Below are 26,036 nucleotides of genomic sequence, written 5' to 3' on the forward strand. Positions count from 1 at the left end.
AGATGAGCGCCACGGTGCAGGAGGTCGCGCAAAATGCCGAGCAGGCCTCCCAGGCGGCCACCACCGCCGACCGCCAGGCACAGCTGGGTGATCAGGTGGTGGCCGAGGCGATTGCCCGCATCGAGCAGTTGGCGAGGCAGATGGACCACTGCCTCACGGCTATGGGTCACCTGGCCGGTGAAAGCCAGCGTATCGGTTCGATTCTCGATGTGATCAAGTCGGTGTCCGAGCAGACCAACCTGCTGGCGCTCAACGCCGCCATCGAGGCAGCCCGGGCCGGCGAGGCCGGGCGCGGTTTCGCCGTGGTGGCCGACGAGGTGCGCGGCCTGGCCCAGCGCACGCAGCAGTCGACCGAAGAGATCGAGCTGCTGATCGACAGCCTGCACCGCGGCACCGACGAGGTGACCGGCCTTCTGGACGACAGCAAGCGCCTGACCGGGCAAAGCGTCGAACTCAGCCGCAAGGCTGGCGCTGCGCTGGGGCAGATTACCGAGACGGTGTCGACGATCCAGGGGATGAACCAGCAGATTGCCACGGCCAGTGAGCAGCAGAGCGTGGTGGCCGAGCAGATCAACCGAAACGTGATCAATGTACGTGATGTTTCGGAACAGACGCGGGCGGCCAGTGAACAGACTGCGGTTTCGAGTGGGGAGTTGGAGCAGTTGGGGCAGCAGTTGCGGGGCATGGTGGGAAGGTTCAATCTCTAAGCCTTGCAGGCGCGCCCAGATCGCCAGGACCTGAAACCAGACCGACGGCTTCGGCTTTGGCTTTGGCTTTGGCTTTGGCTTTGGCTTTGGCTTTGGCTTTGGCTTTGGCGCTCAGAAGATTAACCCTGCAGCCCACTAGCGACAGCTGCGCCATCCCAGGCGCCGCCCGTAACTTCGCGACTTCAGGAGGCCGAACGCAGGCCTTGCGGAGGGAGGTGACGGGCATGGATGCCCGTCAAGCGCTGGGGCCCAGGATGGGCCCTGCAGCGCGGTCCTCCCGGGAGCAAGGCCGGAGGGAGGGGACCCGGAGCGAAGCGGAGGGCCGGATGAATGGAGCGAGGATTTTTTGGTTCCTTTTTGATCCTTCAAAAAGGAACTCGCCGTAAGGGCGAAAAGGTGACTATGCGTCGACATCGCAAACGAATGCACTTACAACCATTGAAACCAGCGCCGACCGACTTTGACTTTGACTTTGACTTTGACTTTGACTTTTAGAGCGTGTGTTTTGAAAGCTGTATGCGCATTCATTGGCGATGGTGACGCGAAGTCACCTTTCCGCCCTTACGGCGGCTCACTTTTTGAAGGATCAAAAAGTAAGCAAAAAATCCTCGCTCCATTCATCCGGCCCCTACGCTTCGCTCCGGGGTTCCCTCGCTCCGTTCTTGCTCCCGGGAGGACCGCGCTGAACGCCCCATCCTGGGGCGCAGCGCTTGACGGGCATCCATGCCCGTCACCTCCCTGCGCAAGAACTCCGCTCGGCCTCCTGAAGTCGCAATTGGCGGCGCCTGAACTATCGCGCACTTAGAAGCAAGATCAAGATCAAGATCAAGATCAAGATCAAGATCAAGAAATGAGCACTCTTTGATTGGAAGGTGGTGGTATTTCGACAGTCAGGCCTCTCGCCAATATATAGCAAGAGGCCTGAACAGTTTTGATCACATACATTGCACCCACGGTTTACGCAGGTCTAAACACAATCACAAAACTTGCCGCAAGAACGCCTGGGCCCGCAAATCCTTCGGCGCAGCAAAGAATTCCTGCGGCGGCGAATCTTCCAGCAACTTCCCGTGGTCAAAGAACAACACCCGATCCGCCACTTCCCGGGCAAAGCCCATCTCGTGCGTCACGCAGACCATGGTCATGCCTTCCTGGGCAAGGGTCTTCATCACATCCAGCACCTCCCCGACCATCTCCGGATCGAGCGCCGAGGTCGGTTCGTCGAACAGCATCACCTTCGGGTCCATCGCCAGGGCCCGGGCGATGGCCACCCGCTGCTGCTGGCCACCGGAGAGCCGCGACGGGTACTCGTTGGCCTTCTGCGCGATACCGACCTTTTCCAGCAACGCCCGGGCCTTGGCCTCGCGCTCGGCCTTGTTGCGCTTACGCACCACCTTCTGCGCCAGGCACAGGTTCTCCAGCACGGTCATGTGCGGGAACAGGTTGAAATGCTGGAACACCATGCCGACTTCTCGGCGATAGGCGTTGATATCGGTCTTCGGGTCGTCCAGCTGCAAACCGCCGATGGACACATGGCCCTCGTCGAAATGCTCCAGGCCGTTCAGGCAGCGCAGGAAGGTCGACTTGCCCGAGCCCGACGGCCCCAGCACCACCACCACCTCGCCCTTGGCGACCTGGGTGGTGACGTTGTCCACCGCGCGCACCACCTGGCCCCGGGTGTCGAAGACTTTCAGCAGGTCACGGACTTCAATCACTTTGCGCAAGCCTCCGCTCGAGCCGGCTGGCGATGTGCGACAGCGGCAGGTTGATCAGCAGGTACAGGCCCGCCACGCAGAACCAGATCTCGAAGGTCGAGAACGAGGTGGTGATGGCCTCGCGGCCGCTCTTGGTCAGCTCGGTGATGGCGATCACCGACACCAGCGAGGTGTCCTTGACCAGGCTGATGAACTGCCCGGCCAGCGGCGGCAGCACGCGCTTGAACGCCTGCGGCAGGATCACGTGACGCATCGACTGGGCGCCGTTCAGGCCCAGCGATCGCGCCGCCTCGTTCTGCCCCTTGGCGATCGACTGCACGCCGGCACGGACGATCTCGGCCACGTAGGCGCCGGTGAACAGCGCCAGCGCCGCCACCCCGGCGAACTCGCGGGACAGGTTGAGCACGGTACCGATGAAGAAGTAGAAGATGAAGATCTGCACCAGCAGCGGCGTGCCACGCACCAGCTCGACATAGACAGTGGAAAGATCACGCAAGGTCGGGTTGTTCGACAGCCGGCACAGCCCGGCGAACAGGCCGATCACCAGGCCCAGGGCGCCGGAGATCACCGAGATCCACAGCGTCGTCCACAGACCCCAGGCCAAGGGGCCGGCGGCCCAGTGGCGGGTGACGCCGATGGCATCGCCCTCGGCGACGTCGTCGCCGCGGGCCAGCAGCATGCTGTCCTTGGCCACTTCGACGACCTGGTTGTCGCCGTTCTCGTCCTTCAGGGTGACCCGGGCATTGTCGCCGGACACCACGATTTCCTCGACCGTGCCTGGGTTGGTGGCACGCTGGGTTTCCTCGGCCTTGTAGGCGAAGTATTGCGGAACGCGGTTCCAGCGCCACTCATAGGAAATCATCGAGGTGGCCAGGTACAGGCTGAACGCCAGGCCCACCAGGACCAGCGCGGTCAGCCCATGCCAGGGCCACTGTGCTTTCTTGTGTTTGATCACGTGGGGTACTTCCGTAAAAGCGAAACGCGCAGGGCTTGCCTGCGCGTCGAGGTCAGTGCCTGGGGTTTTGGCCCGGGCCTTATTCCATTTCCTTCAGCCAGTCCTTGCTCTTGAACCACTTGTCGTGAATACGATCGTAGGTCCCGTCATGCTTGATCTGGTGCAGGAAGTTGTTGATGTAGTTGATGCTGTCGTAGTCGCCTTTCTTCAGGCCGAAGGCCAGCGGCTCGTAGGTGAAAGGCTCTTCCAGGAACACCAGCTTGCCGGCGCCGGCCTTCTCCACCGCCACCACGTTGTAGGGCGAGTCGTAGACGAAGGCGTCGGCCTTGCCGTTGACCACGTCCATCACCCCTTCCTGCTCGTTGTCGTAGCCGTGGTACTTGGCCTTGCTGATCAGCTTCTTCGCGACCATCTCGCCGGTGGTGCCAAGCTTGGAAGTGAGGCGGTACTTCTCGTTGTTCAGGTCCTTGTACGACTTGATCTCGCCCGCCAGCTCCTTGCGGATCAGCAGGGTCTGGCCAACCACGATGAAGGGTTCACTGAAGTTCAGGCGCAGGTTGCGTTCCTGGGTCAGGGTCATGCCGCTGCCGATGAAGTCGAACTTGTCGGTCATCAGGGCCGGGATGATGCCGTCGTAGGCGGTGGAAACCATCTCCAGCTTGACGCCCATGGACTTGGCCATGGCCTTGAGGATGTCGACCTCGAAGCCGATGATCTCACCGCGCTTGTTGGTCATTTCGAACGGCATGTAGGTCGGGTCCATGCCCACGCGCAGGGTGCCACGCTTGACCGCGTCGTCGATGGCGCCGGCCTGGGCGGCGGTCACCGCGATCAGGGCGGTCGCACCTACCAGCAGTCGCGACAGGTATTTCTTAATCATCACCAAGTCCCCTAGCAAGAAGTACGCAGATTTTTTCTTGTAAGCACGGTCCGACAGACCGATGCGCAATATCGGGACGGATGCTAACGCATGCGCGGCGCAGGACCTAGAGCCGGGGGGGACTTTGTTGGCCAAAAGATGGCGAAGAACGAGGGCTTTGCCCTCGTATCGCCGGCAAGCCGGCTCTCACAAGGATAATGTTGCACCTGTGGGAGCCGGCTTGCCGGCGAACGGGCCGCGAAGCGGCCCCAAGGAAGGGTCAGGCGCCGGCCAAGGCTGGCTGGGCCACGTTCTCCGGATGCAGCGGCAGCAGCGGCGAGTGCGGATCGTTGGCGATGGACGCCCGCCACACATCGATCCACGCCGTGTTATGCCCGGCCCACACCTGCTCGTGCAGACGCGATAGCGCCACCGGATCGCTGAGCAGCGCCAGGCGGGTGTTCAGGTCCAGGCCTTTCGGGCCGACTTCCAGTGCCTTGCCCACGCGCTCGGCGCGCAGCGCCTCGATCGGAGCCGCCTGGCCGTGACGCGCAGTGGCCATGGCACAGGCCAGGGCGTTCTGGCGCGGGTCGACCACGGCACGGACGAAACCGTCATGCAGGGCGTGCCAGCGGTTCTCGTGGGTGTACTGGTCGGTCGCCAGCAGCTCTTGCGGCGTTGCATATTCCTCGGGGATGAGGAACAGCTTCTCGTCCTTGGCCGCCAGGCCCAGGCGCGTGCGGCTGGAAATTACCGACACCGGGATCGACAGCACCAGCGAGCCGACGATCGGCGCCAGCCACCACAGGAAGCTCGGGTTCAGCCAGGCCACCAGGCCAGCCCATGCGATGCCCAGCAGGGTCTGCGGACCATGGCGACGTACCGCCTCGCTCCACGGAGTCGAGTCGTCGTCACGCTGCGGCGAGTTCCAGGTCGCGGCCCAGCCGAGGAACGCGGCCAGCACGAAGCGGGTGTGGAAGATCATCCGCACCGGCGCCAGCAGCATGGAGAACAGCATCTCCATCAGCATCGACAGGGTGACCTTGATGCGCCCGCCAAATTCGGTGGCGCCTTTGGCCCAGATCAGGATGACGCTGAGCAGCTTGGGCAGGAACAGCAGCACGATGGTGGTGGAGAACAGCGCGATGGCTTTCTCCGGGTGCCACTGCGGCCACAGCGGGTAAAGCTGGAACGGCTCGATGAAGTACTGCGGCTCCATCAGGGTGTTGGTCGCCAGCAGCGCCGTCGACAGCACCAGGAACAGGAACCACAGCGGCGCCGACAGGTACGACATCACCCCGGTGAGGAACACCGCGCGGTGCACCGGGTGCATGCCCTTGACCAGGAACAGGCGGAAGTTCATCAGGTTGCCGTGGCACCAGCGGCGGTCGCGCTTGAGTTCGTCGAGCAGGTTCGGCGGCAGCTCTTCGTAGCTGCCCGGCAGGTCGTAGGCGATCCACACGCCCCAACCGGCACGGCGCATCAGCGCGGCTTCGACGAAGTCGTGGGAGAGGATCGCACCAGCAAACGCACCTTTGCCCGGCAACGGCGCCAGGGCGCAGTGCTCGATGAACGGCTTCATGCGGATGATCGCGTTGTGGCCCCAATAGTGCGATTCGCCCAGCTGCCAGAAGTGCAGGCCGGCGGTGAACAGCGGGCCGTACACGCGGGTGGCGAACTGCTGCATGCGCGCATACAGGGTGTCCATGCCCGAGGCTTTCGGCCCGGTCTGGATGATACCGGCGTCCGGGTTGGCCTCCATCAGGCGCACCAGGCTGCTCAGGCACTCGCCACTCATGACGCTGTCGGCGTCGAGCACGACCATGTACTTGTATTCGCCGCCCCAGCGACGGCAGAAGTCGTCGAGGTTGCCGCTCTTGCGCTTCACCCGGCGCCGGCGGCGGCGGTAGAAGATGCGGCCGAAGCCCTTGGTTTCACGGCACACGTCGAGCCAGGCCTGTTGTTCGGCGACGGCGATATCGGTGTCGTTGGTGTCGCTGAGCACGAAGAAATCGAAGCGGTCGAGGTTGCCGCTGGCGGCCACCGATTCGAAGGTGGCGCGCAGGCCGGCGAACACCCGTGGCACGTCTTCGTTGCAGATCGGCATCACCAGCGCGGTGCGCGCCTCGGGCGCGATCGGCTCGTTGCCGGCGCTGCTGCCGGAAATCTTGTACTTGTCACGCCCGGTGAGCAGCTCGAGGAAGCCCATCAGGGCGGTCCAGAAGCCCGCCGACACCCAGCAGAACAGGATGCCGAACAGGACCAGGATGGAGGTCTGCAGCGCATACGGCCACACCTGCACCACCGTGTCCCACAACGGCTGGTTGAGGATCTCGTCGAGATCGACGAACGACCAGCCCTGGTAAGGCAGGATGCCCTTCATGTACCAGCCGGCGACGAGGGTCTGGCCGATCATCAGGGTCAGCAGGATGTAACGGCGGATCGAACCGACCGTGCGCCAGCGCGCCGGCGGCAGCTCGCGCTTGGGCGGCTGCGGGGCGTTGGCGCGGCCGGTCATGCGGCGCCACATGCGGATCAGGATGTTGGTGCGCCAAGGCTCGGGCACGACCTTGGTGCGCTTGATCGGCGGGGCGATCTTCAGGCACAGCCGCCCACCGGCATCGACGCCGAGCATCTCGGCGTCTTCCAGTTCGGCGGCGCTGCCGACGGTAAGACGGGCGCCCACCGAAGCCTGGGCGGCCTCGGTGGTGCCGGCGGCCGGTTGGGCCGCCAGGTGTTGGTGCAGCTCGCTGAAGGAGGTGCAGCGGGCAAGTTCCGCACGCTGCTCGTCGCTCAGGGGAAGGTGGGCCAGGTATTCGCTCAGCGATTCCGGCCTTGCGCTTGAGTTACTCATCGGCAGGCAACTGATAGCTCCAGGTCTCGGTCAGCACTTTCTCGGTGGTGGCCGGGGTCCCGTTGGTGGATGCCGCATCGGCGGCGGGTTGCTCGGCAGCCTTCTCGGCCTTGGCGTGAGCGTGCTTGGCCGCGGCCTTGTCCTGCTTGGCATCCTTGGCCGGCTTGGGCTGCTCGACCGGAACGTCACGCAGCAGCGCGGCGCGCATCTCGGTGGATTTCTTCGGATCCTGCACCTTCAGGCGCAGGGTCAGGCGCCAGCCTTTGGTTTCCGGGTTGTAACGCAGGTTGTTCTCGACCACTTCGGCGTTGTCGCCAACGCTGACCTGACTGCGCACGGCGGTGTCGGCCGGCAGGCTGGCAAGGTTCGGGCCGATGAAGTCGACCAGGAAGGCGATGGTGCCATCGGGCTGACGGATCAGGTTGGACTGCTTGACGTCGCCGGTGGAACGCAAGGTCTGCTTGACCCAGCCCAGCTCAGGCGAGTGCAGCTGGTCTTCCTTGATGGTCCAGCGCAGGCGGTAGTCGTACTCGAACGGCTTGCCTACCTCCGGCAGTTTTTCCGGACTCCAGAAGGCCACGATGTTGTCGTTGGTCTCGTCGGCGGTCGGGATCTCGACCAGATCGACAGTGCCCTTGCCCCAGTCACCCTTCGGCTCGATCCAGGCGCTCGGGCGCTTCTCGTATTCGTCGTCGAGGTCTTCGTAGTCGCTGAAGTCGCGCTGGCGCTGCAGCAGGCCGAAACCACGCGGGTTCTCGACACTGAAGTTGCTCACGGCCAAGTGTTTGGGGTTGTTCAGCGGACGCCACAGCCATTCGCCGTTGCCGGCGTGAATCGACAGGCCTTCGGAATCGTGCAGGGCCGGACGGTAGTTCATGACCTTGGACGGCTGGTTGGGGCCGAACAGGTACATGCTGGTCAGCGGGGCGATGCCCAGGCGGCTGACGTTGTCACGCAGGTAGACCCGCGACTTGACGTCGACCAGGGTATCCTCGCCCGGACGCAGGGTCAGCTTGTAGGCGCCGGTGGAGCGCGGCGAGTCGAGCAGTGCGTAGATCACCAGGTGCTTGTCATTCGGCTTGGGTTTTTCGATCCAGAACTCGCGAAAGCGCGGGAACTCCTCGCCGGACGGCAGCGCGGTGTCGATGGCCAGGCCACGGGCCGACAGGCCGTAGCGGTGGCCCTTGCCGACCACGCGGAAATAGCTGGCGCCAAGCAGAGTCATGATCTCATCTTGCTTGTCGGCCTTGTTGATCGGGTAGAGCACGCGGAAACCGGCGTAGCCGAGGTTCTTGGTGGCGTCGGCGTCGTGCGGCACGTCACCGAACTCGAAGCGGCTCGGGTCGTACTTGATTTCCCTGACCTTGTTGGCGGTGATCTCGTTGATGGTCACCGGCGTGTCGAAATGCATGCCCTGGTGGTAGAACGAGAGCTTGAACGGCGTCTTGTCCTTGGCCCACTCGGCCTTTTCCTGCAGGAAGCGGATCTTCTGGTAGTCGGCGTACTTCATGTCGCGGAACACCGGCGGCAGGTTGCTCTTCGGTGCCTCGAACTTCTGACCGGCCAGATCCTTTGCCTTGGCTGCAACATCGTCCAGATTGAATGCCCACAGCTGGCCCGCGCTCATCAGGCCGACCAGCGCCACGCCGGCCAGCATGGCCTTGCGCAGCCGGGTACCGGGGATTCTAGGTGCAATACAGGGGCTTACAATCACGAGCAATCCTCGCCGAAAACAGATCATGAAACCAACGGCCAGCGACCAATGCCGGGTTGGCGAGCACTGTTCGGACCCCGTGAGGGCCTAATGATTCCCCAAACGGATCCTGACAATGCTCGAGTCAAAGTGAAACGAACCTGCGAACGCAGGTTCATGCAGCGCGCGATTATCCAGCAGGTCGCGTTACAACGCATCAGGCTGAACAAACTATTTATCGTACAAAACCCCTTGTTTTTCGACAAACAAAGGGTTTTTTGACCTCATATTTGTAACATAAATGTTACCGGGCCATCATTGACCAGATGCACCTGCATGTCGGCACCGAAGCGACCACTGGCCACAACCGGGTGCTGACCCTGTGCCTGGCGCAGCAGATAGTCGAACAGTTCGGCGCCGAGGGCCGGTGGCGCAGCCGTCGAAAAGCTCGGGCGCATGCCGTTGCGGGTGTCGGCGGCCAGGGTGAACTGCGACACCAGCAGCAGGCCACCACCGACATCCTTGAGCGAACGGTTCATCTTGCCCTGTTCGTCGCTGAACACCCGGTAGTTCAGCAGTTTGTGCAACAGCTTGTCGGCATGCTCAGGCGAATCTTCAGGCTCGACCGCCACCAGCGCCAGCAACCCCTGGTCGATGGCGCCGACGATTTCCCCCGCCACCTCAACCCGGGCGCCGCGCACGCGCTGGATCAGCCCCTTCATGCTTCTTCCAGGGGCAGGTCGAGCAGGCGTCGGGCCATCTGGTCGGCGGCGCGCACCAGGGCATCGGTGATGCCGGGCTCGGAGGCGGCGTGGCCGGCGTCGCGGATCACCTTCAGCTCGCTGTTCGGCCAGGCCTGGTGCAGCTCCCAGGCGTTGTCCAGCGGGCAGATCACGTCGTAGCGACCATGCACGATCACCGCCGGCAAGTGGGCGATCTTCGGCATGTCGCGAATCAGTTGGTCCTGCTCGAGGAAGGCGTTGTTGGTGAAGTAGTGGCATTCGATGCGAGCAATCGACAGGGCGCGCTGCGGCTCGGAGAAGCGGTCGACCACCAGCGGGTTCGGACGCAGGGTCGCGGTGCGGCCCTCCCAGGTCGACCAGGCCTTGGCAGCATGCATCTGGGCGATCTGGTCGTTACCGGTCAGGCGCTTGTGGAAGGCCTTGACCAGGTCGCCGCGCTCTTCTGCCGGGATCGGCGCGATGTAGTCCTGCCAATAGTCGGGGAACAGGCGGCTGGCGCCTTCCTGGTAGAACCAGGTGATCTCCTGCGGGCGACACAGGAAGATGCCGCGCAGGATCAGGCCGTGCACGCGATCGGGGTGCTTCTGGGCGTAGGCCAGGGCCAGCGTGGAGCCCCAGGAGCCGCCGAACAGCACCCATTTCTCGATGCCGAGGTGCTCGCGGATGCGCTCCAGGTCCTCGACCAGGTGCCAGGTGGTGTTGTTCTCCAGGCTCGCATGAGGCGTGGAGCGACCGCAGCCGCGCTGGTCGAAGGTGACGATGCGGTACAGGTTGGGGTCGAAGTAGCAACGGCTCTGGGCATCACAGCCCGCGCCCGGACCGCCGTGGATGAACACCACGGGCAGACCTTCCGGCGAGCCGCTCTCATCGACATACAGCACATGCGGCGCTTCCACGGCCAGATCGTGCCGGGCGTAGGGTTTGATCTGCGGGTAGAGGGTCTGCATCGCGCACTCCGTGTGAGGTTTGGTTCGGCCGTGGGCCATCATAAACCTGAATTGCGCTTTGAGCACCGTCCTCTCGGACACCACCGCGAGCCGGGCACATACATTTACCTCCAACACGCCAGCCAACTCATCGATAGTCCCTTGCCCCATACCTAGCAAGGGCCCACCATGCCACCCCCCTCCACAACTTCGTCCAGCGCTCATTACACTGCCATCGAGCGCAAGATCCCCGCCTGGCTCAAGCAAGCCCCGCCAGACACCCATCGCGCCATGCGCAATTGGCAGCAGGCCCCAGCTTGGCTGACCGCAGCAATCCGGCGGCTACCGGAAATTGCCAAAGCGTGGCAGGAGGAACATGCCCGCCACCGTGAACACCAGGCACAGGTGCAGAAACTGTTCGAACAACTACCCGACCTGCAAGCCTACGCCGCCCAGCGACTGACTGAAGCCATCAAGCAGCGGTTCGGGCTCGACCTGGATGTGCACAACACACACTTGGTCGATGCACGCCTGATCGACCCTACCAATACAAGCGACGCGCGCATGGCCGTGAACCAGGCTACACGCTCGTTGCTGCAAAGTGCCCTGCACAACTTTGACCAGTACACCGCTGCCGAACATGGGATGAACGCACCCAAGGCACTGCTGAAGAAGTCCGTCATCCTCGATCACCGGCGCTTCATGGGCACCGTGCCGATCACCAATGCCGTGGATATCGCCGCCGAAGACTTCGCAGACCTGTGCCGTACGCTGGACATCGGCGGCAAGTATCACCAACTGGTGCATGCGATCTATTACCCTGCGGCCACGACGCAGCTCAGCGCCGATGAAGCCAAGCTGTCCGTTTACCAGACCCTGGGGCAAGCAGAGGTCTCGGCCTTCCGGCAGTCTTTACATTTCGCCCGCCTCAAAGGCGATATCAGCGAACCGCTGTACACCGCAGCCCTTGCCGTCCCGCTTGACCAGCCGCTATCGGCGGCCTCGCAGGTGACGTTCAGCTATCTCTACCTGTGGGAAACGCAGCTGACCGGGATTGTGCTCATGACCTTTCAGGCCAAAGGGCATCAGGCCGTGGCCCTGTACAACCCAGAGGACAGCGCAGAGCCCCTCAAGGAATTTACAACCCTGGAGGCCTTGCAGGCCGACTTGCGCGACCGGCTCCAGGCCAACATCAGCTACCTGGACAAACACATCGCCGACCGTGACAAAGCGTCGACGATATCTCGTCTCAAGGACCGGTTCACGCCCATCACCTGGAGTGCCCGCGGGGTACTTGAGGGTGTCCCTGACCCACATGCCACCCTGTATCCGGTTGCCGAGCCTTTCAGCCACGCGTTCCAAGGCGCCATGGCGTTTCAGAAAGCCCAACGCCATGAAAAAGATGCGTTGTTCAACGCCATCCCGACTGAAATCGTCGACCGGCGCACCGCCCAGGCTCACCGGAAAATGATCGCCGGCCGCGTGCTGACGGCCCTGAACATCGCCGGTTTCTTCGTGCCCGGACTGGGCGAGGTGATGCTTGCCGTCTGCGTGACCCAGCTAGCCCATGAGGTATACGAAGGCATCGAGGCCTGGAAAAACGACGAACGCGAAAAAGCCTTCACCTACATGGTCGATGTGATCGAAAACGTGGCGATCATGGCCGTACTGAGCGCGGCAGCCAAAGCGACGAGAACAGAAGTCGGCGAAACAGGCGCCGCGCTGGAAGAGCCCGAGGTAGAACATATTGCTGTGACAACGCCCTCCTTCATCGAGGAACTGGTGGAGGTTGAGCTACCGGATGGCAGTACGCGCTTGTGGAAGAAGGACCTGACTCCCTTTGCACAAGACATCGCGTTTCCCTCACAGGCCAAACCAGATGAGCTCGGGCTGTACCGCCAGGATGGGAAGATCTGGTTACGCCTTGAAGGCAAGGCATTTTCACTCAAATGGAATGCGGATAGAGGCACCTACAGCATCGAACACCCCAGCAAGGCTGGCGGTTATCAGCCATCGCTACGACATAATGGGGCCGGGGCCTGGTTGCAAGTAACCGATCAGCCACTGAGCTGGTCGGGCGGCGCCCTGTTACGCCGTATCGGTCATTTGAACAACCACTTCGACGAGCCAACGCTACAACGGATACTCGCCGTAAGCGACACCCACGAAGACGTACTGCGCCGGGTCTTGGCCGAGAACCAGCGGCTGCCGGCCTTGCTGGAAGACACGATGCAACGCTTCAAGCTTGACGAAACCATCCGCCAGCTACCTGACGCAAGCACCTGGCCAACGGAGTATTCCAGAGCTTACGCCCGCCTACCGAGCAATCTGGCGCCGGGAGCCGAGACCATACAGCGGGTGTATCCGAACCTGCCGGTCCCCGTAATCGCTGAGCTGGAACGCGGCGCCAGCGCCAGCGAACGGCAAATGCTTGGCAGCGGCAAGATACCCATACGCCTTGGAGAGGAAATCCGCGTCTACCTGCAACACATTCGCCTGGCCCGCGCCTGCGAAGGGCTGTACCTGTCCGGGGTGCCAAACTGGGACAGTGACCGACTGATCCTGCACACGCTTGAGCGACTGCCAGGCTGGCCGGCCGAGACAAAACTGCAAGTGCTGCAGCGCATGTCCTGGCCTGCCCAGTCGCAGAGCATCGGCCCCCAGGACACGCGCCCCTACCAGACCATCACTCATGCCGAGGCAGGCTACATCGTTCACGATAAAAGCCGCCCGAGTGCAGGGCTCACGGCATACGCTGACCTTTACTCAGCGATATATCAAGCGCTGCCAAAGGCCATGACGCAGTTGCGTGTCGCAGATCGGCAAGCATTAAAGCACCTGGTACAGGCCCTCCCCTTGCTGCCCCGCTCGACCTTGAGGACGTTTCTGGGCATGCAACCAGTGCTCCCTGGCTACCGTTCGCCCATGCGCCTGGCCGATGGGCGCCTGGGCTATCCGCTGAGCGGGGGTGGCCCTGCAACACAAGGCATTACCCACCAGCGCCTGATCGACGCTGTCGAAGCAACAGGCCTTGCCACACACACTGGGCTTTCGGCGGATCAGGTACTGTTTTCGCTTGCCAATCGCGGACGTACGCAATTGCAGACGCTCGAACACCTGCAGGTGCTGCTGGAGCAGCGCAATGAATTGCAAAGCAGGCTGGCTGACTGGAGCGAGGCCTTTTCCCCCGTGACAGAGCAAGCTGCACAGGACTACAGCCGCCTGCGCGAGTCAATCATGCAACACTGGTATGACACCGCTCTGGATGAAAGCGGCGAGCACACGGCTGAGCTCCGCATCACGCGGGTTTCCTTGGCCGATGTCCCCCTGACCTTGCCCGATTTCTTCTACCGTCGCATACGCAGCTTGAGCCTGGTCGATCTACCGTCAGGCAGCCTCGCCGGCTGGGCACAGCACGAACGCTTGCTGCAACGCCTGCTCAGGTTGATGCCGCAGATCGAATCACTTGAAATCAGCCGGCCGTACAACCCCAGAGCTACACCGTCCTTATTCCTTCTCGCTGTCCCTTCCATCACCGAGCGCTTGCCCGAGCTGCAAAGACTGGTGCTAACCAACCAGAACATCGCGCTCTCCGAAAACGACCTCAATCAGTTGGCAGCATTGCGCCAGTTGAGGTACCTGAATCTGAGTGGCAACCGCCTGGCCCAGAACAACAGCCCTAGCTTCCATCAGCTGTCTCTGGATTTCCTGGGCCTGGATAACATGCAACTGACGCAGTGGCCTATCGGGATTGGCAGTGATGCCCTGAGACGCATCACCCACCTGTCCCTGCGCAACAACAACCTCAGGTCATTGCCATCGTTCCTGCTCAATGAAGCAGACGCCCTGCCAAGCCCGACGGTGATTGCACTCGAAGACAACCCAATCAATGAAACCCATTTGCAGCGTTTGCTGTTGAACGAGTGGGCCGGGACAGCCGGTATCACCGTGGATGTGTCCGCGGCGCTCACCGACCGGCTTGCACGCATTCGCGATGAGCGCCAGCAGATGCGCGACGCGATCGACGGCTGGGCCCAGGCGTCCAGTTCGCGCAACCCGCTGACACCCGCAGCGTTGGCGGACAGGCAGCGTATCCAGGCAGCGATCGGCCGATTCTGGGAACAGCAGGAACAGGGCCAGCAATACCTTCGCTTGCAATTGGAGGATGTGGCTGTCGAACACTTCCCCAGACGGCTTCCGGCATTTTTTGAAGAACGCGTTCGGGCGCTCTTCCTGACCCGCACCAGCGGCGCCGCTTCAGAGGTCGCTAAACTGCTCAGCCGTTTCCCCAACGTCACCCGGCTGACCATTGATACGCATCAGGCGGCCACTTCTTCTCTGGCGTCTGCCTTGGCACACCTTCCCCAACTCAACTACCTGGAAATGCGCAACATGGGCCTGGAAGTCGATCAAGCGATGCTGGAAGCCTTCGCAGGGCTGGAGCACCTGACCTCGCTGGACCTCTCAGGCAACCGCGTGGGGACCATCAGGCAGGTTCCCGCGCAGCTGTCCAGCAACCTGCAATCACTCGCGCTGACCAACATGGACCTGCAAGCCTGGCCCAGCTGGTGCGACAGTTTGCTGCCGCTGGAGCTGCTGGACTTGAGTTCCAACAGCATCACCCAGTTGCCAGAGCACATCCTCTCGAACCTGGGCAACTCCATGCCTATTTCTTCGATTGCCTTGTTCGACAACCCTTTGCCACTGGAAACCATTCTTCGGGTGCGTGCGCTCTCGGACAGCCAGCACAGTTATTCCTTCGCCCTGGATATCCCGGACAACCTGATGCTTGACGACTCATCGAGCGAAGGCTCACTGGATCACCCTCACTTCCCGCTACTGGGCGACGATAAACCCAGGCTTGAAGACTGGATGCTTGGCAACGATGCGCAGAACGAGGCCTTGCGCGACTGCTGGGACATGCTCGAAGGCAGCGACCTGCTGCGCCTGGCAGGCCGTTTGCGCAATGCTGCGCCCTACGTCGACCCGAACACACAAGCCAGCTTCTGCGAGCGCGTGCGCATGATGCTGGTGGTAGCCGCAAGCAACCAGGATGAGCGCCCGCTCATGGAAAATATTGCCGCAGCCGCATTGCCCGACCCTGAAACAGGCTCGCAGACTTGCCACGATGGCGCATTGCAGGAGTTCAACAATATCGAGTTGTACCTGATGGGGCAGCGCCTGATCATCGAGGCTGGCGATACCTTGCAAACGTTACGCCGGCGTCTATTGCAGCTGTTCAGGGTCGAACAGCTGGAGAAACTGGCCAGCCAGCGATCCGGCCCGGGTGACCGGGTTTCGGTGCGACTGGCCTACCGGCGGGAGCTGGCCAAGGAACTTGACCTTCCACTTGCCGACAGCATGCGTTTTCGAAGTGCCGCGAATCTGGCGCCTAATGAATTGTCGCAAGTGCTGGAAAACGTTCGCAAAAGTGAACTGAGCGATGCTCTGGTCGACTATATGTTGGCAAATACGGACTGGGTTGCACGCCTGCGAGCCGAACATGCCGACCGCTTCGCTGAAATTGAAACCCGTTTCCGCCAGCACGTGCTTGAGCTGGCCAACAAGGATCATTCGCTTGGGGAGGAGCTAAGCCTGCAACAGAGATTGCAAAATGATAGGGATCTGGAGGAGCAGGAGCTGTTGCGTGAGCTCACAATAGCGCAGATCAACAACTGATTAACTGCTTGAACTGGCGACGCACATGGCCCGCGGCGCGTCGCCAACTTCACAGGAAAACTTCAGCGCCTGTACCGTTCATTGCCCCAATCCAGAAGGGCCTGCAAAAGCTGCGTCAATACCTTCTGCGTCGGTTGGGCCAGGTCTTCGCGGTAGGCAAATGGCTCGGTTTCATTCATGTAGTTGCACTGCGCCAGCTCCAACTGCACGGCATGAATATCGTTACCCGGGTCGCCGTAATGCCGGGTAATGTGCCCGCCCTTGAAACGGCCATTGAGGACATGGCTGTAGCCTTTGGCTTGGGCACATGCAGTCTGCAACCGCTCGGCCAGCTCCGGGTGGCAACTGGCACCATTGAAAGTACCCAGGTTGAAGTCCGGCAACTTGCCATCGAACAGGTGGGGTATATGTGAACGGATCGAGTGGGCATCCCAGAGCAGTGCATAACCGAACTCGGCACGCAGACGGTCCAGCTCGCGACGTATCGTGTCGTGGTAGGGGCGCCAGATCTCTTCCAGGTACGTTGCCCGCTCCTCAACGGAGGGCACCTGGCCTTCTCTGAACAATGGCTTGCCGTCGAACAATGTCGCCGGATACAGGCCGGTGGTGGCGCCGGCGTACAGCGGCTTGTCGTCATCCGGGCGGTTCAGGTCGATGACGAAACGCGAATATTCGGCCGCCACCACACTGGCGCCCAGGTCACGGGCGAAGTCGTACAGGCGTGGAATGTGCCAGTCGGTGTCTGGCAGGCTGCGTGCCTGGTCAACCAGGCCTTCACGCACGGCCGGCGTCAGACCCAGCCCGGCGTGGGGCATGCTGATCAGCAGGGGCAGGCGGCCCTGGTGGAAACTCAATACCTTGTCCATGTAGCCTCGCTCAATTGGATATCTCATGGCCCAGGCGCACCACACGCTTGGGCAGGTCGCCGCCGAGCCAGTAGCTGAGGTCGGCCGGGCGTTCGATCTGCCAGGCGATGAAGTCCGCCACCTTGCCCACTTCCAGCGAGCCGTGGCTGTCGCCCAGCCCCAGCGCCGTGGCGGCGTGAACGGTGACGCCGGCCAGCGCTTCTTCCGGGGTCATGCGGAAACAGGTGCAGCCCATGTTCAGCATCAGGCGCAGCGACAGCCCCGGTGAAGTCCCGGGATTGAGGTCGCTGGCCAGGGCGATCTTCACGCCGTGCCGGCGCAGGGCGTCCATCGGTGGCAGCTGGGTTTCGCGCAGGAAGTAGAACGCCCCAGGCAACAGCACGGCAACGGTACCGGCCTCGGCCATGGCGATGGCGTCTTCCTCGGTCATGAACTCCAGGTGGTCGGCCGACAGCGCCTGGTAGCGCGCCGCCAGGCTCGAGCCGTGCAGCGAAGACAGCTGCTCGGCGTGCAGCTTGACCGGCAGCCCCAACTCGCGCGCCTTGATGAACAGGCGCTCGACCTGAGCCGGGGAGAACGCCAGGTGCTCGCAGAAAGCGTCCACCGCGTCCACCAGCCCCTCGGCAGCCAGCGCCGGGAGCATCTGCTCGCAGATATGATCGATGTAATCATCTGCCTTGCCCGCGTATTCCGGCGGCAGGGCGTGGGCAGCCAGGCAGGTGCTGCGTACAGTCACCGGCAGCTCCTCGCCCAGGCGCCGGGCGACGCGCAGCATCTTGCGTTCGTTCTCGAGGTCCAGGCCATAGCCGGACTTGATCTCGATCGTGGTCACGCCGTCGCGCATCAGCGCCTGGACCCGCTGGCGGGCACTGGCCAGCAGCTCGTCCTCGCTGGCGGCGCGGGTGACCCGCACGGTGCTGGCGATACCGCCGCCCTGGGCAGCGATCTCGGCATAGCTCACGCCCTGCAGGCGCTGCTCGAATTCGCCGCTGCGGTTGCCGCCAAATACCGCGTGGGTATGGCAGTCGATCAGCCCGGGGGTGAGCCAGGCGCCGCCCAGGTCGACGACGCGGTCGGCCGCGACCGAAGGCACGTCAGCGCGGGGGCCGATCCACTCGATCAGGCCAGCGCTGGTGACGATCGCCGCGTCCTCGATGACCGCGTAGCGACCATCGGTCATGGTCGCGGCGTGGCAGTGCTGCCAGAGGGTTCTCATCAGGATCTCCTTTCTAATTCAGCGATGCAGCTCGGCAGGCTCCCGGACCTGCTCGCCACCACCGGCGCGCGGCTTGCACCACAGCAGGTAGGACGCCACCAGGAACACCACCCAGATCACGCCGACGATCAACGCCGCCTGGGTGTCAGGGAAGTAGCCGAGCACACCGAAGATGAACACCATGAAGGCAATGGCCAGGGCCGGGCCATAGGGCCAGAACGGTACCGGGAACTTGAGCTGGGCGACCTCCTCGCGGCTCATGCTGCGACGCATGGCAACCTGGGTGACCAGGATCATCAGCCACACCCATACCGTGGCAAAGGTGGCGATCGAGGCGATCAGCAGGAACACGTTTTCCGGGATCAGGTAGTTGAGCAGCACGCCGATCAGCAGCGCCGCGCCCATCACCACCACGGTCATCCACGGTACGCCGTGTTTCGACAGTTTGCCGAAGCCACGCGGCGCCTGGCCGTGCTGGGCCAGGCCATACATCATGCGCCCGGCGCCGAAGATGTCGCTGTTGATTGCCGAGATCGCCGCCGAGATCACCACGATATTGAGCACGGCCGCGGCCGAGCCGATCCCAAGGTTGCTGAAGATCTGCACGAACGGGCTGCCCTGGCTGCCGATCTGCGGCCACGGGTACAGGCACATCAGCACGAACAGGGTGAGCACATAGAACAGCAGGATGCGCAGCGGCACGGCGTTGATCGCCTTGGGGATGACCCGCTGAGGATCTTTCGCCTCGCCGGCGGTGACGCCGATGATCTCAATGCCGCCGAAGGCGAACATCACCACCGCGAACGAGGCGATCAGGCCACTGACGCCATTGGGCATGAAGCCGCCATGGTCGAACAGATTGCTCACACCGACCGCGTGCCCGGTGCCCACCTGGCTGAAGCCAAAGGCCATGATGCCCAGGCCCGCGAGGATCATCGCGACGATGGCGCCGACCTTGAGCAGCGACAGCCAGAACTCCATCTCGCCGAAGACCCGCACGTTGCACAGGTTCAGGCCGCCAATCAGGAAGACGATACCCAGCACCCAGATCCAGCGGGCGACCTCGGGGAACCAGAAGCCCATGTAGATACCGAAGGCGGTGACATCGGCGATGGCGACGATGACCATCTCGAAGGCGTAGGTCCAGCCCAGGATGAAGCCGGCCATCGGGCCGAGGTAGGTACTGGCGTAGTGGCCGAAAGAGCCGGCCACCGGGTTGTGCACGGCCATCTCGCCGAGGGCGCGCATGACCATGAACACGGCAGCGCCGCCGATCAGGTAGGCCAGCAGCACGGCCGGGCCGGCCATCTGGATGGCCGAGGCCGAACCGTAGAAAAGCCCGGTACCGATTGCCGAACCGAGCGCCATGAAACGGATATGCCGGGCCGATAGCCCGCGCTTGAGACCTTGAGCTTGTTGCATGTCACGTCCTTATTGTTGTTCTGGTCGTGAGAATGAGTGGGCTGCTGCGCAGCCCATCGCCGGCAAGCCGGCTCCCACAGGGCGCATGCGGCACACCTGCGTGGGAGCCGGCCTGCCGGCGAAAGGGCCGCACAGCGGCCCCAGCGGCATTACAGGCTAGGCAGGACCCCAGCCGGCAGCAGGCCGGTCAAGGTACCTTTGGCCAGCAGCTCGGACGCCACTTCGATATCCGGCGCGAAGAAACGGTCACGGTCATAGTGCGGCACGTCCTTGCGCAGCGCCTGGCGCGCTTGTTCGAGCTTGACCGAGGTCTTTAGCCCCTTGCGCAGGTCCAAGCCCTGGCAGGCGCCCAGCCATTCGATGGCCAACACGCCACGGGTGTTCTCGGCCATTTCCCACAGACGTTTGCCGGCGGCCGGGGCCATCGACACGTGGTCTTCCTGGTTGGCCGAAGTCGGCAGGCTGTCGACGCTGTGCGGGTGCGACAGCGCCTTGTTCTCGCTGGCCAGCGCGGCGGCGGTGACCTGGGCGATCATGAAGCCGGAGTTGACCCCGCCGTTTTCCACCAGGAACGGCGGCAGCTGGGACATGTGCTTGTCCATCATCAGCGAGATGCGCCGCTCGCTCAGCGAACCGATCTCGGCAATGGCCAGGGCAATATTGTCGGCGGCCATGGCCACGGGCTCGGCGTGGAAGTTGCCACCGGAGATCACGTCACCTTCGGCGGCGAACACCAGCGGGTTGTCCGATACGGCGTTGGCTTCGATGCCCAAGACTTCGGCGGCCTGGCGGATCTGGGTCAGGCAGGCGCCCATGACCTGTGGCTGGCAGCGCAGGGAGTACGGGTCCTGGACCTTGTCGCAGTTCTTGTGCGACAGCGACACTTCACTGGAGTCGCCCAGCAGATCGCGGAAGCAGGCGGCGGTGTCGATCTGGCCACGTTGGCCACGCACGGCATGGATGCGCGCATCGAACGGCGAACGCGAGCCCAGTGCCGCTTCCACGGTCAGGCCGCCACAGGCGATGGCCGCAGCATAAAGGTCTTCGGCCTGGAACAGGCCGCGCAGGGCATAAGCGGTGGACGCCTGGGTACCGTTGAGCAAGGCCAGGCCTTCTTTCGCGGCCAGGGTAAGCGGCTCGAGGCCGGCAACGGCCAGGGCTTCGGTGGCAGACAGCCACTGCCCTTTGTAGCGCGCCTTGCCCTCGCCCAGCAGCACCAGCGACATGTGCGCCAGCGGGGCCAAGTCGCCGGAAGCGCCGACCGAGCCCTTGAGCGGAATGTGTGGATAGACTTCTGCGTTGACCAGGGCGATCAGCGCGTCGATGACTTTACGGCGAATGCCAGAGAAGCCACGGCTGAGGCTGTTGATCTTCAGCACCATGATCAGCCGCACCAGGTCGTCGTCCAGCGGCGCGCCGATCCCGGCGGCGTGGGACAGCACCAGCGAGCGCTGCAAGTTCTCCAGGTCGTGGCTGGCGATGCGGGTCGAGGCCAGCAGGCCGAAACCGGTGTTGATGCCGTAGGCTGTGCGGTCTTCGGCGATGATCTGCTCGACGCAGGCGACACTGGCGTCAATGGCCGGTGCGGCGCTGGCGTCCAGCTGCAGGCGCACGGGGGCGGCGTGGATGGCGCGCAGTTGGGCCAGGGTCAGGGTGCCGGGCTTGAGGGTCAATTCGGTCACTTCGCTACTCCAATCGCTTGGGGCCACGCAGGGCCCCTTCTTGTTGTTCAGTATCACCCGTACAGGGTGCGATCCAAAGCGCGGCGATCAGCCGGTGATCATCGGCAGGTCCAGGCCCTGCTCCTTGGCGCAGTCGATGGCGATCTGGTAGCCGGCATCGGCATGGCGCATGACGCCGGTCCCCGGGTCGTTGGTCAGCACGCGGGCGATACGCTCGGCGGCTTCATCGGTACCGTCGCAGACGATGACCATGCCCGAGTGCTGGGAGAAGCCCATGCCCACGCCACCGCCGTGGTGCAGCGAAACCCAAGTGGCGCCGCCCGCGGTGTTGAGCAGGGCGTTGAGCAGCGGCCAGTCGGAGACCGCGTCGGAGCCGTCGCGCATGGCTTCGGTCTCGCGGTTGGGGCTGGACACCGAGCCCGAGTCCAGGTGGTCACGGCCAATGACGACTGGCGCCGACAGCTCGCCGCTGCGCACCATTTCGTTGAACGCCAGGCCAAGCTTGGCGCGCAGGCCCAGGCCGACCCAGCAGATACGTGCCGGCAGGCCCTGGAAGCTGATGCGCTCGCGGGCCATGTCCAGCCAGCGGTGCAGGTGGGCGTCGTCCGGGATCAGTTCCTTGACCTTGGCGTCGGTCTTGTAGATGTCCTCGGCGTCGCCGGACAGCGCGGCCCAGCGGAACGGGCCGACGCCGCGGCAGAACAGTGGGCGGATGTAGGCCGGGACGAAGCCCGGGAAATCGAAGGCGTTGGCCACGCCCTCTTCCTTGGCCATCTGACGAATATTGTTGCCGTAGTCGAAGGTCGGGATGCCTTGCTTCTGGAAGTCGAGCATGGCCTTGACGTGGACGGCCATCGATTGCTTGGCGGCCTTGACCACCGCAGCCGGGTCGGTCTGCGCGCGGTCGCGGTATTGCTCCCAGGTCCAGCCGGCCGGCAGGTAGCCGTTGAGCGGGTCATGGGCGCTGGTCTGGTCAGTGACCATGTCCGGGCGCACGCCACGCTTGACCAGCTCCGGCAGGATTTCGGCGGCGTTGCCGTGCAGGGCGATGGAGATGGCCTTGCCTTCGGCGGTGTACTTGGCGATGCGCGCCAGGGCGTCATCGAGGTCCTTGGCTTGCTCATCGACGTAGCGGGTTTCCAGGCGGAAATCGATGCGGCTCTGCTGGCACTCGATGTTCAGCGAGCAGGCACCGGCCAGGGTGGCGGCCAGTGGCTGGGCACCGCCCATGCCACCGAGGCCGGCGGTCAGTACCCACTTGCCTTGCAGGCTGCCGTTGTAGTGCTGGCGGCCGGCTTCGACGAAGGTTTCGTAGGTACCCTGGACGATGCCCTGGCTGCCGATGTAGATCCAGCTGCCGGCGGTCATCTGGCCGTACATGGCCAGGCCCTTGGCATCCAGCTCGTTGAAGTGTTCCCAGTTGGCCCAGTGCGGCACCAGGTTGGAGTTGGCGATCAGCACGCGTGGGGCGTTGCTGTGGGTCTTGAACACGCCGACCGGCTTGCCCGACTGCACCAGCAGGGTTTCGTCGTCTTCCAGGCGGGTCAGGGTCTCGACGATCTTGTCGTAGCACTCCCAGTTGCGCGCGGCGCGGCCGATGCCGCCGTACACCACCAGCTCTTTCGGGTTTTCGGCGACCTGCGGGTCGAGGTTGTTCATCAGCATGCGCAGCGGGGCTTCGGTCAGCCAGCTCTTGGCGGTCAGCTTGTTGCCACGCGGGGCACGGATTTCTACGTCACGGTATTTGTTGTTGTCAGTCACGGGAGAGGTCCTCTGCGGTCGTCCGCGGGCGGGTATGTCGTGCTCAATATACAAACACACCTTTACTTGTATGTACAAGCATGGACAACCAAAAAAATCAGACCTGTCCGCTGAGCGGCTGAAATAACTGGGGCCGCTTTGCGGCCCCAGTTATTTCAACGCGAAGTGAGTTCGATCAGGCAGAATCGCCCCTGCATATCCATTTCCAGCAACCCCTCGTTGCCATCGATCCGCAGGCAGTCATACCGCCCAAGCTGCTGCGTCTCTTCCCCAGCCAACCTCACCTCGACATGAGTGCCGGCGGCAAACAGCAACAGCGTCGACGCCGAACTGAACACGCGGTTGCCGCCATCGAACCACTGCAACCGAGCCCGATACCGCTGCGGCGCGTAGATCAGATTGAAATCTCGAATCGCCCCGCCCAGCAGCTTGCAACTGACCTGGCTCTCGCCACTGAAGGCAAACGCATCGAACGGCAGCAGCGGCCGGCTGGCCTGGCCATCGACCAGCAACCGCATGCCGTCGCCTTGCAACACGGTGATGATCCGCTGGTACCCGGCAAAGCTGGAAAAGCCACCGGACTCCTCGATATCGGCAATCGACAAGCGCCAGCCAAAACCGTCCAGGCTGTCGCCGGCATCGCGGGTGATCTCTTCGGTGAAGCCACCACCGTTCTTCCAGGGCATGCGCGGATAATCCCGGGCGCGCAACAACTGCAACTGAGTCATTTGCTGAATCGTCCTTCAAGGCGATGGCGGGAACCGGGGTGGATCAGGCGCGCGGCGGTCACCGGCTGGCGCCCCGACCAGGTGCGGCGGCGGATCAGCAGGCAAGGTTCGCCCCGCTCGATCTGCAACAGCGTGCATTCTTCAGGCTCGGCGAGGATGGCCTCGACCACGTGCTCGCCTTCGGTAAGCGGCGCGACCTGCGATAGATAGGCGTAAGGCGTCTGCAGGGTGAAATCCTGCTTGAGGTAATCCGGAGCGATGGCCGCGTTGACGTAGCGGTCCTCGATCTGCACCGGCACGCCGTTCTCGTAATGCACGATCAGCGAATGGAACACCCGCTGGCCTTCGCGCATGTCCAGGGCCAGGGCGCGCTCGGAACCGGCGGCCTCCTCGGCCAGGGTAATCACCTGGCAGCTATGCTGGTGGCCACGGCCGGCGATCTCGTCGGCGATGTTGTTGACCTCGAACAGTGCCGAGCGGCTCTTGGGCTCGGCGACGAAAGTGCCGACGCCCTGCATGCGCACCAGCAGGCCTTCGGCGGTCAGTTCGCGCAGGGCGCGGTTGATGGTCATGCGGCTGAAGCCCAGCTCGCTGACCAGTTCGCTCTCGGAAGGCACCCGGTGATGAGGCGGCCAGCTGCCGCTCTCGATCTGCTGGATGATCATCTGTTTCACCCGGGCGTAGAGCGGCGCCGGCCCTTCGCCCATCTGGGCAACCAGCGCGGAGACAGGAGGTGTCGGCACGGCGTTGAATCCTTGTGCGGTTGGAGTGAACGGTAGCTTGCCGGAGTTTACCCGGCAGGCAAACGGCTGCATATGTATATACAAGTTAACAATAACAGGATTTCACCGATGTCCGCCTACTTCGCCGAACGCGCCCTGCTGCCCTCGGGCTGGGCCCGCAATGTCCGCCTGGAGGTCGCCGCCGACGGCCGACTGGCCTCGATCGAGGCCGATGCCAGCGCCGATGGCGCCGAGCGCCTGGCCGGGCCGTTGCTACCGGGCATGCCCAACCTGCACTCGCACGCGTTCCAGCGGGCCATGGCAGGGCTGGCGGAAGTGGCCGGCAATCCCAACGACAGCTTCTGGACCTGGCGCGAGCTGATGTACCGCCTGGTCGGCCGGATCACCCCGGAGCAGTTGCAGGTGATCGCCCGCCAGCTGTACATCGAGATGCTCAAGGCCGGCTACACCTCGGTGGCCGAGTTCCATTACGTGCACCATGACCAGAATGGCCAGGCCTATGCCGACCCTGCCGAGCTGTCGCGCCGCATCAGCGCCGCCGCCAGCGCCAGCGGTATCGGCCTGACCTTGCTACCGGTGCTGTACAGCCATTCCGGCTTCGGTGGCCAGGCGCCCAACGACGGTCAGCGACGTTTCATCAATTCCACCGAGCAGTACCTGCGCCTGCAGCAGCAGCTTGCACCCTTGCTAGCGCAACAACCGGCGCAAGCACTGGGGCTGTGCTTCCATTCCCTGCGCGCGGTGACGCCGGGCCAGATCGCCGATGTGCTGGGCGCCAGCAATGCGGCCTGCCCTATTCATATCCACATTGCCGAGCAGCAGAAGGAAGTCGATGACTGCCTGGCCTGGAGTGGCCGCCGTCCGCTGCAGTGGCTATACGAGCATGTCGAGGTGGATCAGCGCTGGTGCCTGGTACACGCCACCCACGCCGAAGCCGACGAAGTCGCCGCCATGGCCCGCAGCGGCGCGGTGGCCGGGCTCTGCTTGACCACCGAGGCGAACCTGGGCGATGGAATCTTCCCGGCGGTGGACTACCTGGCCCAGGGCGGACGCATGGGCATCGGCTCGGACAGCCATGTGTCGCTCAGCGTGGTCGAGGAGTTGCGCTGGTTGGAGTATGGCCAGCGCCTGCGCGACCAGCGCCGCAACCGGCTGTATCGCGCCGACCAGCCAATGGTGGGCCGCACGCTCTACGATGCCGCGCTGATGGGCGGTGCCCAGGCGCTGGGGCAGCCGATCGGCGAACTCGCCGTGGGCAAGCGCGCGGACTGGCTGGTGCTCGATGGGCAGGATCCATACCTGGCCGTGGCCGAAGGCGATGCGATCCTGAACCGCTGGCTGTTCGCCGGCGGCGACCGCCAGGTGCGCGATGTGATGGTCAACGGGCAGTGGGTGGTGCGCCAGGGGCGTCATGGGCAGGAAGAGGAAAGCGCGGTGGCGTTTGCGACAGCCCTGCGCCAGCTTCTAGCCTGAACGCCGGCTCTGTAGCG

18 protein-coding genes are annotated in these 26,036 nt (G+C 63.4%); 3 read left to right on the top strand and 15 right to left on the bottom strand.

The features are described from left to right. Positions 1 to 2: 2 nt before the first annotated feature. The gene (locus AC25M7_RS00605) at positions 3 to 707 is read left to right on the top strand and encodes a methyl-accepting chemotaxis protein (protein WP_373875684.1); all 705 of its coding nucleotides are present in this window, start codon (positions 3 to 5) and stop codon (positions 705 to 707) included. Here the strand turns inward: AC25M7_RS00605 and AC25M7_RS00610 are convergent. From AC25M7_RS00610 to pip, 8 genes are all read right to left on the bottom strand, one after another. Beyond that, the gene (locus tag AC25M7_RS00610; protein WP_486970619.1) at positions 697 to 861 is read right to left on the bottom strand and encodes a hypothetical protein; all 165 of its coding nucleotides are present in this window, start codon (positions 859 to 861) and stop codon (positions 697 to 699) included. The genes AC25M7_RS00605 and AC25M7_RS00610 overlap by 11 nt on opposite strands. A gap of 823 nt (positions 862 to 1,684) precedes the next feature. Further along, a complete protein-coding gene (locus AC25M7_RS00615) occupies positions 1,685 to 2,419 on the bottom strand; it encodes an amino acid ABC transporter ATP-binding protein (protein WP_028688380.1) in 735 nt (244 codons plus the stop codon). After that, on the bottom strand, positions 2,412 to 3,374 hold the full coding sequence (locus AC25M7_RS00620) for an amino acid ABC transporter permease (RefSeq protein ID WP_028688381.1): 963 nt from the start codon (positions 3,372 to 3,374) through the stop codon (positions 2,412 to 2,414). Before AC25M7_RS00620 ends, AC25M7_RS00615 begins: the two co-directional genes overlap by 8 nt. Before the next feature lie 79 nt (positions 3,375 to 3,453). After that, complete coding sequence (locus AC25M7_RS00625; RefSeq protein ID WP_028688382.1) at positions 3,454 to 4,251, bottom strand: transporter substrate-binding domain-containing protein; 798 nt, start codon at positions 4,249 to 4,251, stop codon at positions 3,454 to 3,456. 262 nt (positions 4,252 to 4,513) lie between these two features. Next, positions 4,514 to 7,087 (bottom strand): glucans biosynthesis glucosyltransferase MdoH, encoded by a 2,574-nt coding sequence (gene mdoH / locus AC25M7_RS00630; protein ID WP_486970620.1) that lies wholly within the window; start codon positions 7,085 to 7,087, stop codon positions 4,514 to 4,516. Then, on the bottom strand, positions 7,080 to 8,801 hold the full coding sequence (locus AC25M7_RS00635) for a glucan biosynthesis protein G (RefSeq protein ID WP_081791504.1): 1,722 nt from the start codon (positions 8,799 to 8,801) through the stop codon (positions 7,080 to 7,082). The genes mdoH and AC25M7_RS00635 overlap by 8 nt, the downstream gene beginning before the upstream one ends. Positions 8,802 to 9,064: 263 nt before the next feature. Further along, positions 9,065 to 9,502, bottom strand: coding sequence for a D-aminoacyl-tRNA deacylase (dtd, locus tag AC25M7_RS00640; RefSeq protein ID WP_062362635.1), 438 nt, complete (start codon positions 9,500 to 9,502; stop codon positions 9,065 to 9,067). Beyond that, positions 9,499 to 10,470, bottom strand: a complete 972-nt coding sequence (gene pip, locus AC25M7_RS00645; protein WP_028688386.1) for a prolyl aminopeptidase — start codon at positions 10,468 to 10,470, stop codon at positions 9,499 to 9,501. Before pip ends, dtd begins: the two co-directional genes overlap by 4 nt. A 168-nt stretch (positions 10,471 to 10,638) precedes the next feature. Here pip and AC25M7_RS00650 point away from each other — a divergent pair, with 168 nt between their 5' ends. Then, entirely contained in the window at positions 10,639 to 16,128 is a 5,490-nt protein-coding gene (locus AC25M7_RS00650) for a dermonecrotic toxin domain-containing protein (protein ID WP_486970621.1), read from the top strand. A 62-nt stretch (positions 16,129 to 16,190) separates the two neighbouring features. On the opposite strand, the gene hutG is transcribed toward AC25M7_RS00650, so the two are convergent. The 7 genes from hutG to hutC form a co-directional block, all read right to left on the bottom strand. Beyond that, positions 16,191 to 16,994: an N-formylglutamate deformylase gene (hutG, locus tag AC25M7_RS00655; protein ID WP_028688388.1), complete on the bottom strand. Its 804-nt coding sequence runs from the start codon at positions 16,992 to 16,994 to the stop codon at positions 16,191 to 16,193. Between the two features lie 10 nt (positions 16,995 to 17,004). Then, complete coding sequence (hutI, locus tag AC25M7_RS00660) at positions 17,005 to 18,210, bottom strand: imidazolonepropionase (protein ID WP_486970622.1); 1,206 nt, start codon at positions 18,208 to 18,210, stop codon at positions 17,005 to 17,007. 18 nt (positions 18,211 to 18,228) lie between these two features. After that, positions 18,229 to 19,632: an amino acid permease gene (locus AC25M7_RS00665; RefSeq protein WP_062362632.1), complete on the bottom strand. Its 1,404-nt coding sequence runs from the start codon at positions 19,630 to 19,632 to the stop codon at positions 18,229 to 18,231. Positions 19,633 to 19,781: 149 nt separating this feature from the next. Next, positions 19,782 to 21,314 carry a histidine ammonia-lyase gene (gene hutH / locus AC25M7_RS00670; protein ID WP_062362629.1) on the bottom strand — a complete coding sequence of 511 codons (1,533 nt, stop codon included), beginning with the start codon at positions 21,312 to 21,314 and terminating at the stop codon, positions 19,782 to 19,784. Positions 21,315 to 21,401: 87 nt separating this feature from the next. After that, entirely contained in the window at positions 21,402 to 23,075 is a 1,674-nt protein-coding gene (hutU, locus tag AC25M7_RS00675; RefSeq protein WP_062362626.1) for a urocanate hydratase, read from the bottom strand. A gap of 155 nt (positions 23,076 to 23,230) precedes the next feature. Further along, positions 23,231 to 23,803, bottom strand: coding sequence for a HutD/Ves family protein (locus tag AC25M7_RS00680; RefSeq protein WP_028688393.1), 573 nt, complete (start codon positions 23,801 to 23,803; stop codon positions 23,231 to 23,233). Next, positions 23,800 to 24,510 carry a histidine utilization transcriptional repressor HutC gene (gene hutC / locus AC25M7_RS00685; RefSeq protein ID WP_172402402.1) on the bottom strand — a complete coding sequence of 237 codons (711 nt, stop codon included), beginning with the start codon at positions 24,508 to 24,510 and terminating at the stop codon, positions 23,800 to 23,802. The genes AC25M7_RS00680 and hutC overlap by 4 nt, the downstream gene beginning before the upstream one ends. A gap of 144 nt (positions 24,511 to 24,654) precedes the next feature. On the opposite strand from hutC, the gene AC25M7_RS00690 reads away from it, so the two are divergent. Continuing rightward, entirely contained in the window at positions 24,655 to 26,019 is a 1,365-nt protein-coding gene (locus AC25M7_RS00690; protein WP_182321857.1) for a formimidoylglutamate deiminase, read from the top strand. Positions 26,020 to 26,036 lie beyond the last annotated feature (17 nt).

It is taken from the genome of Pseudomonas sp. P106(2024) (assembly GCF_057480815.1).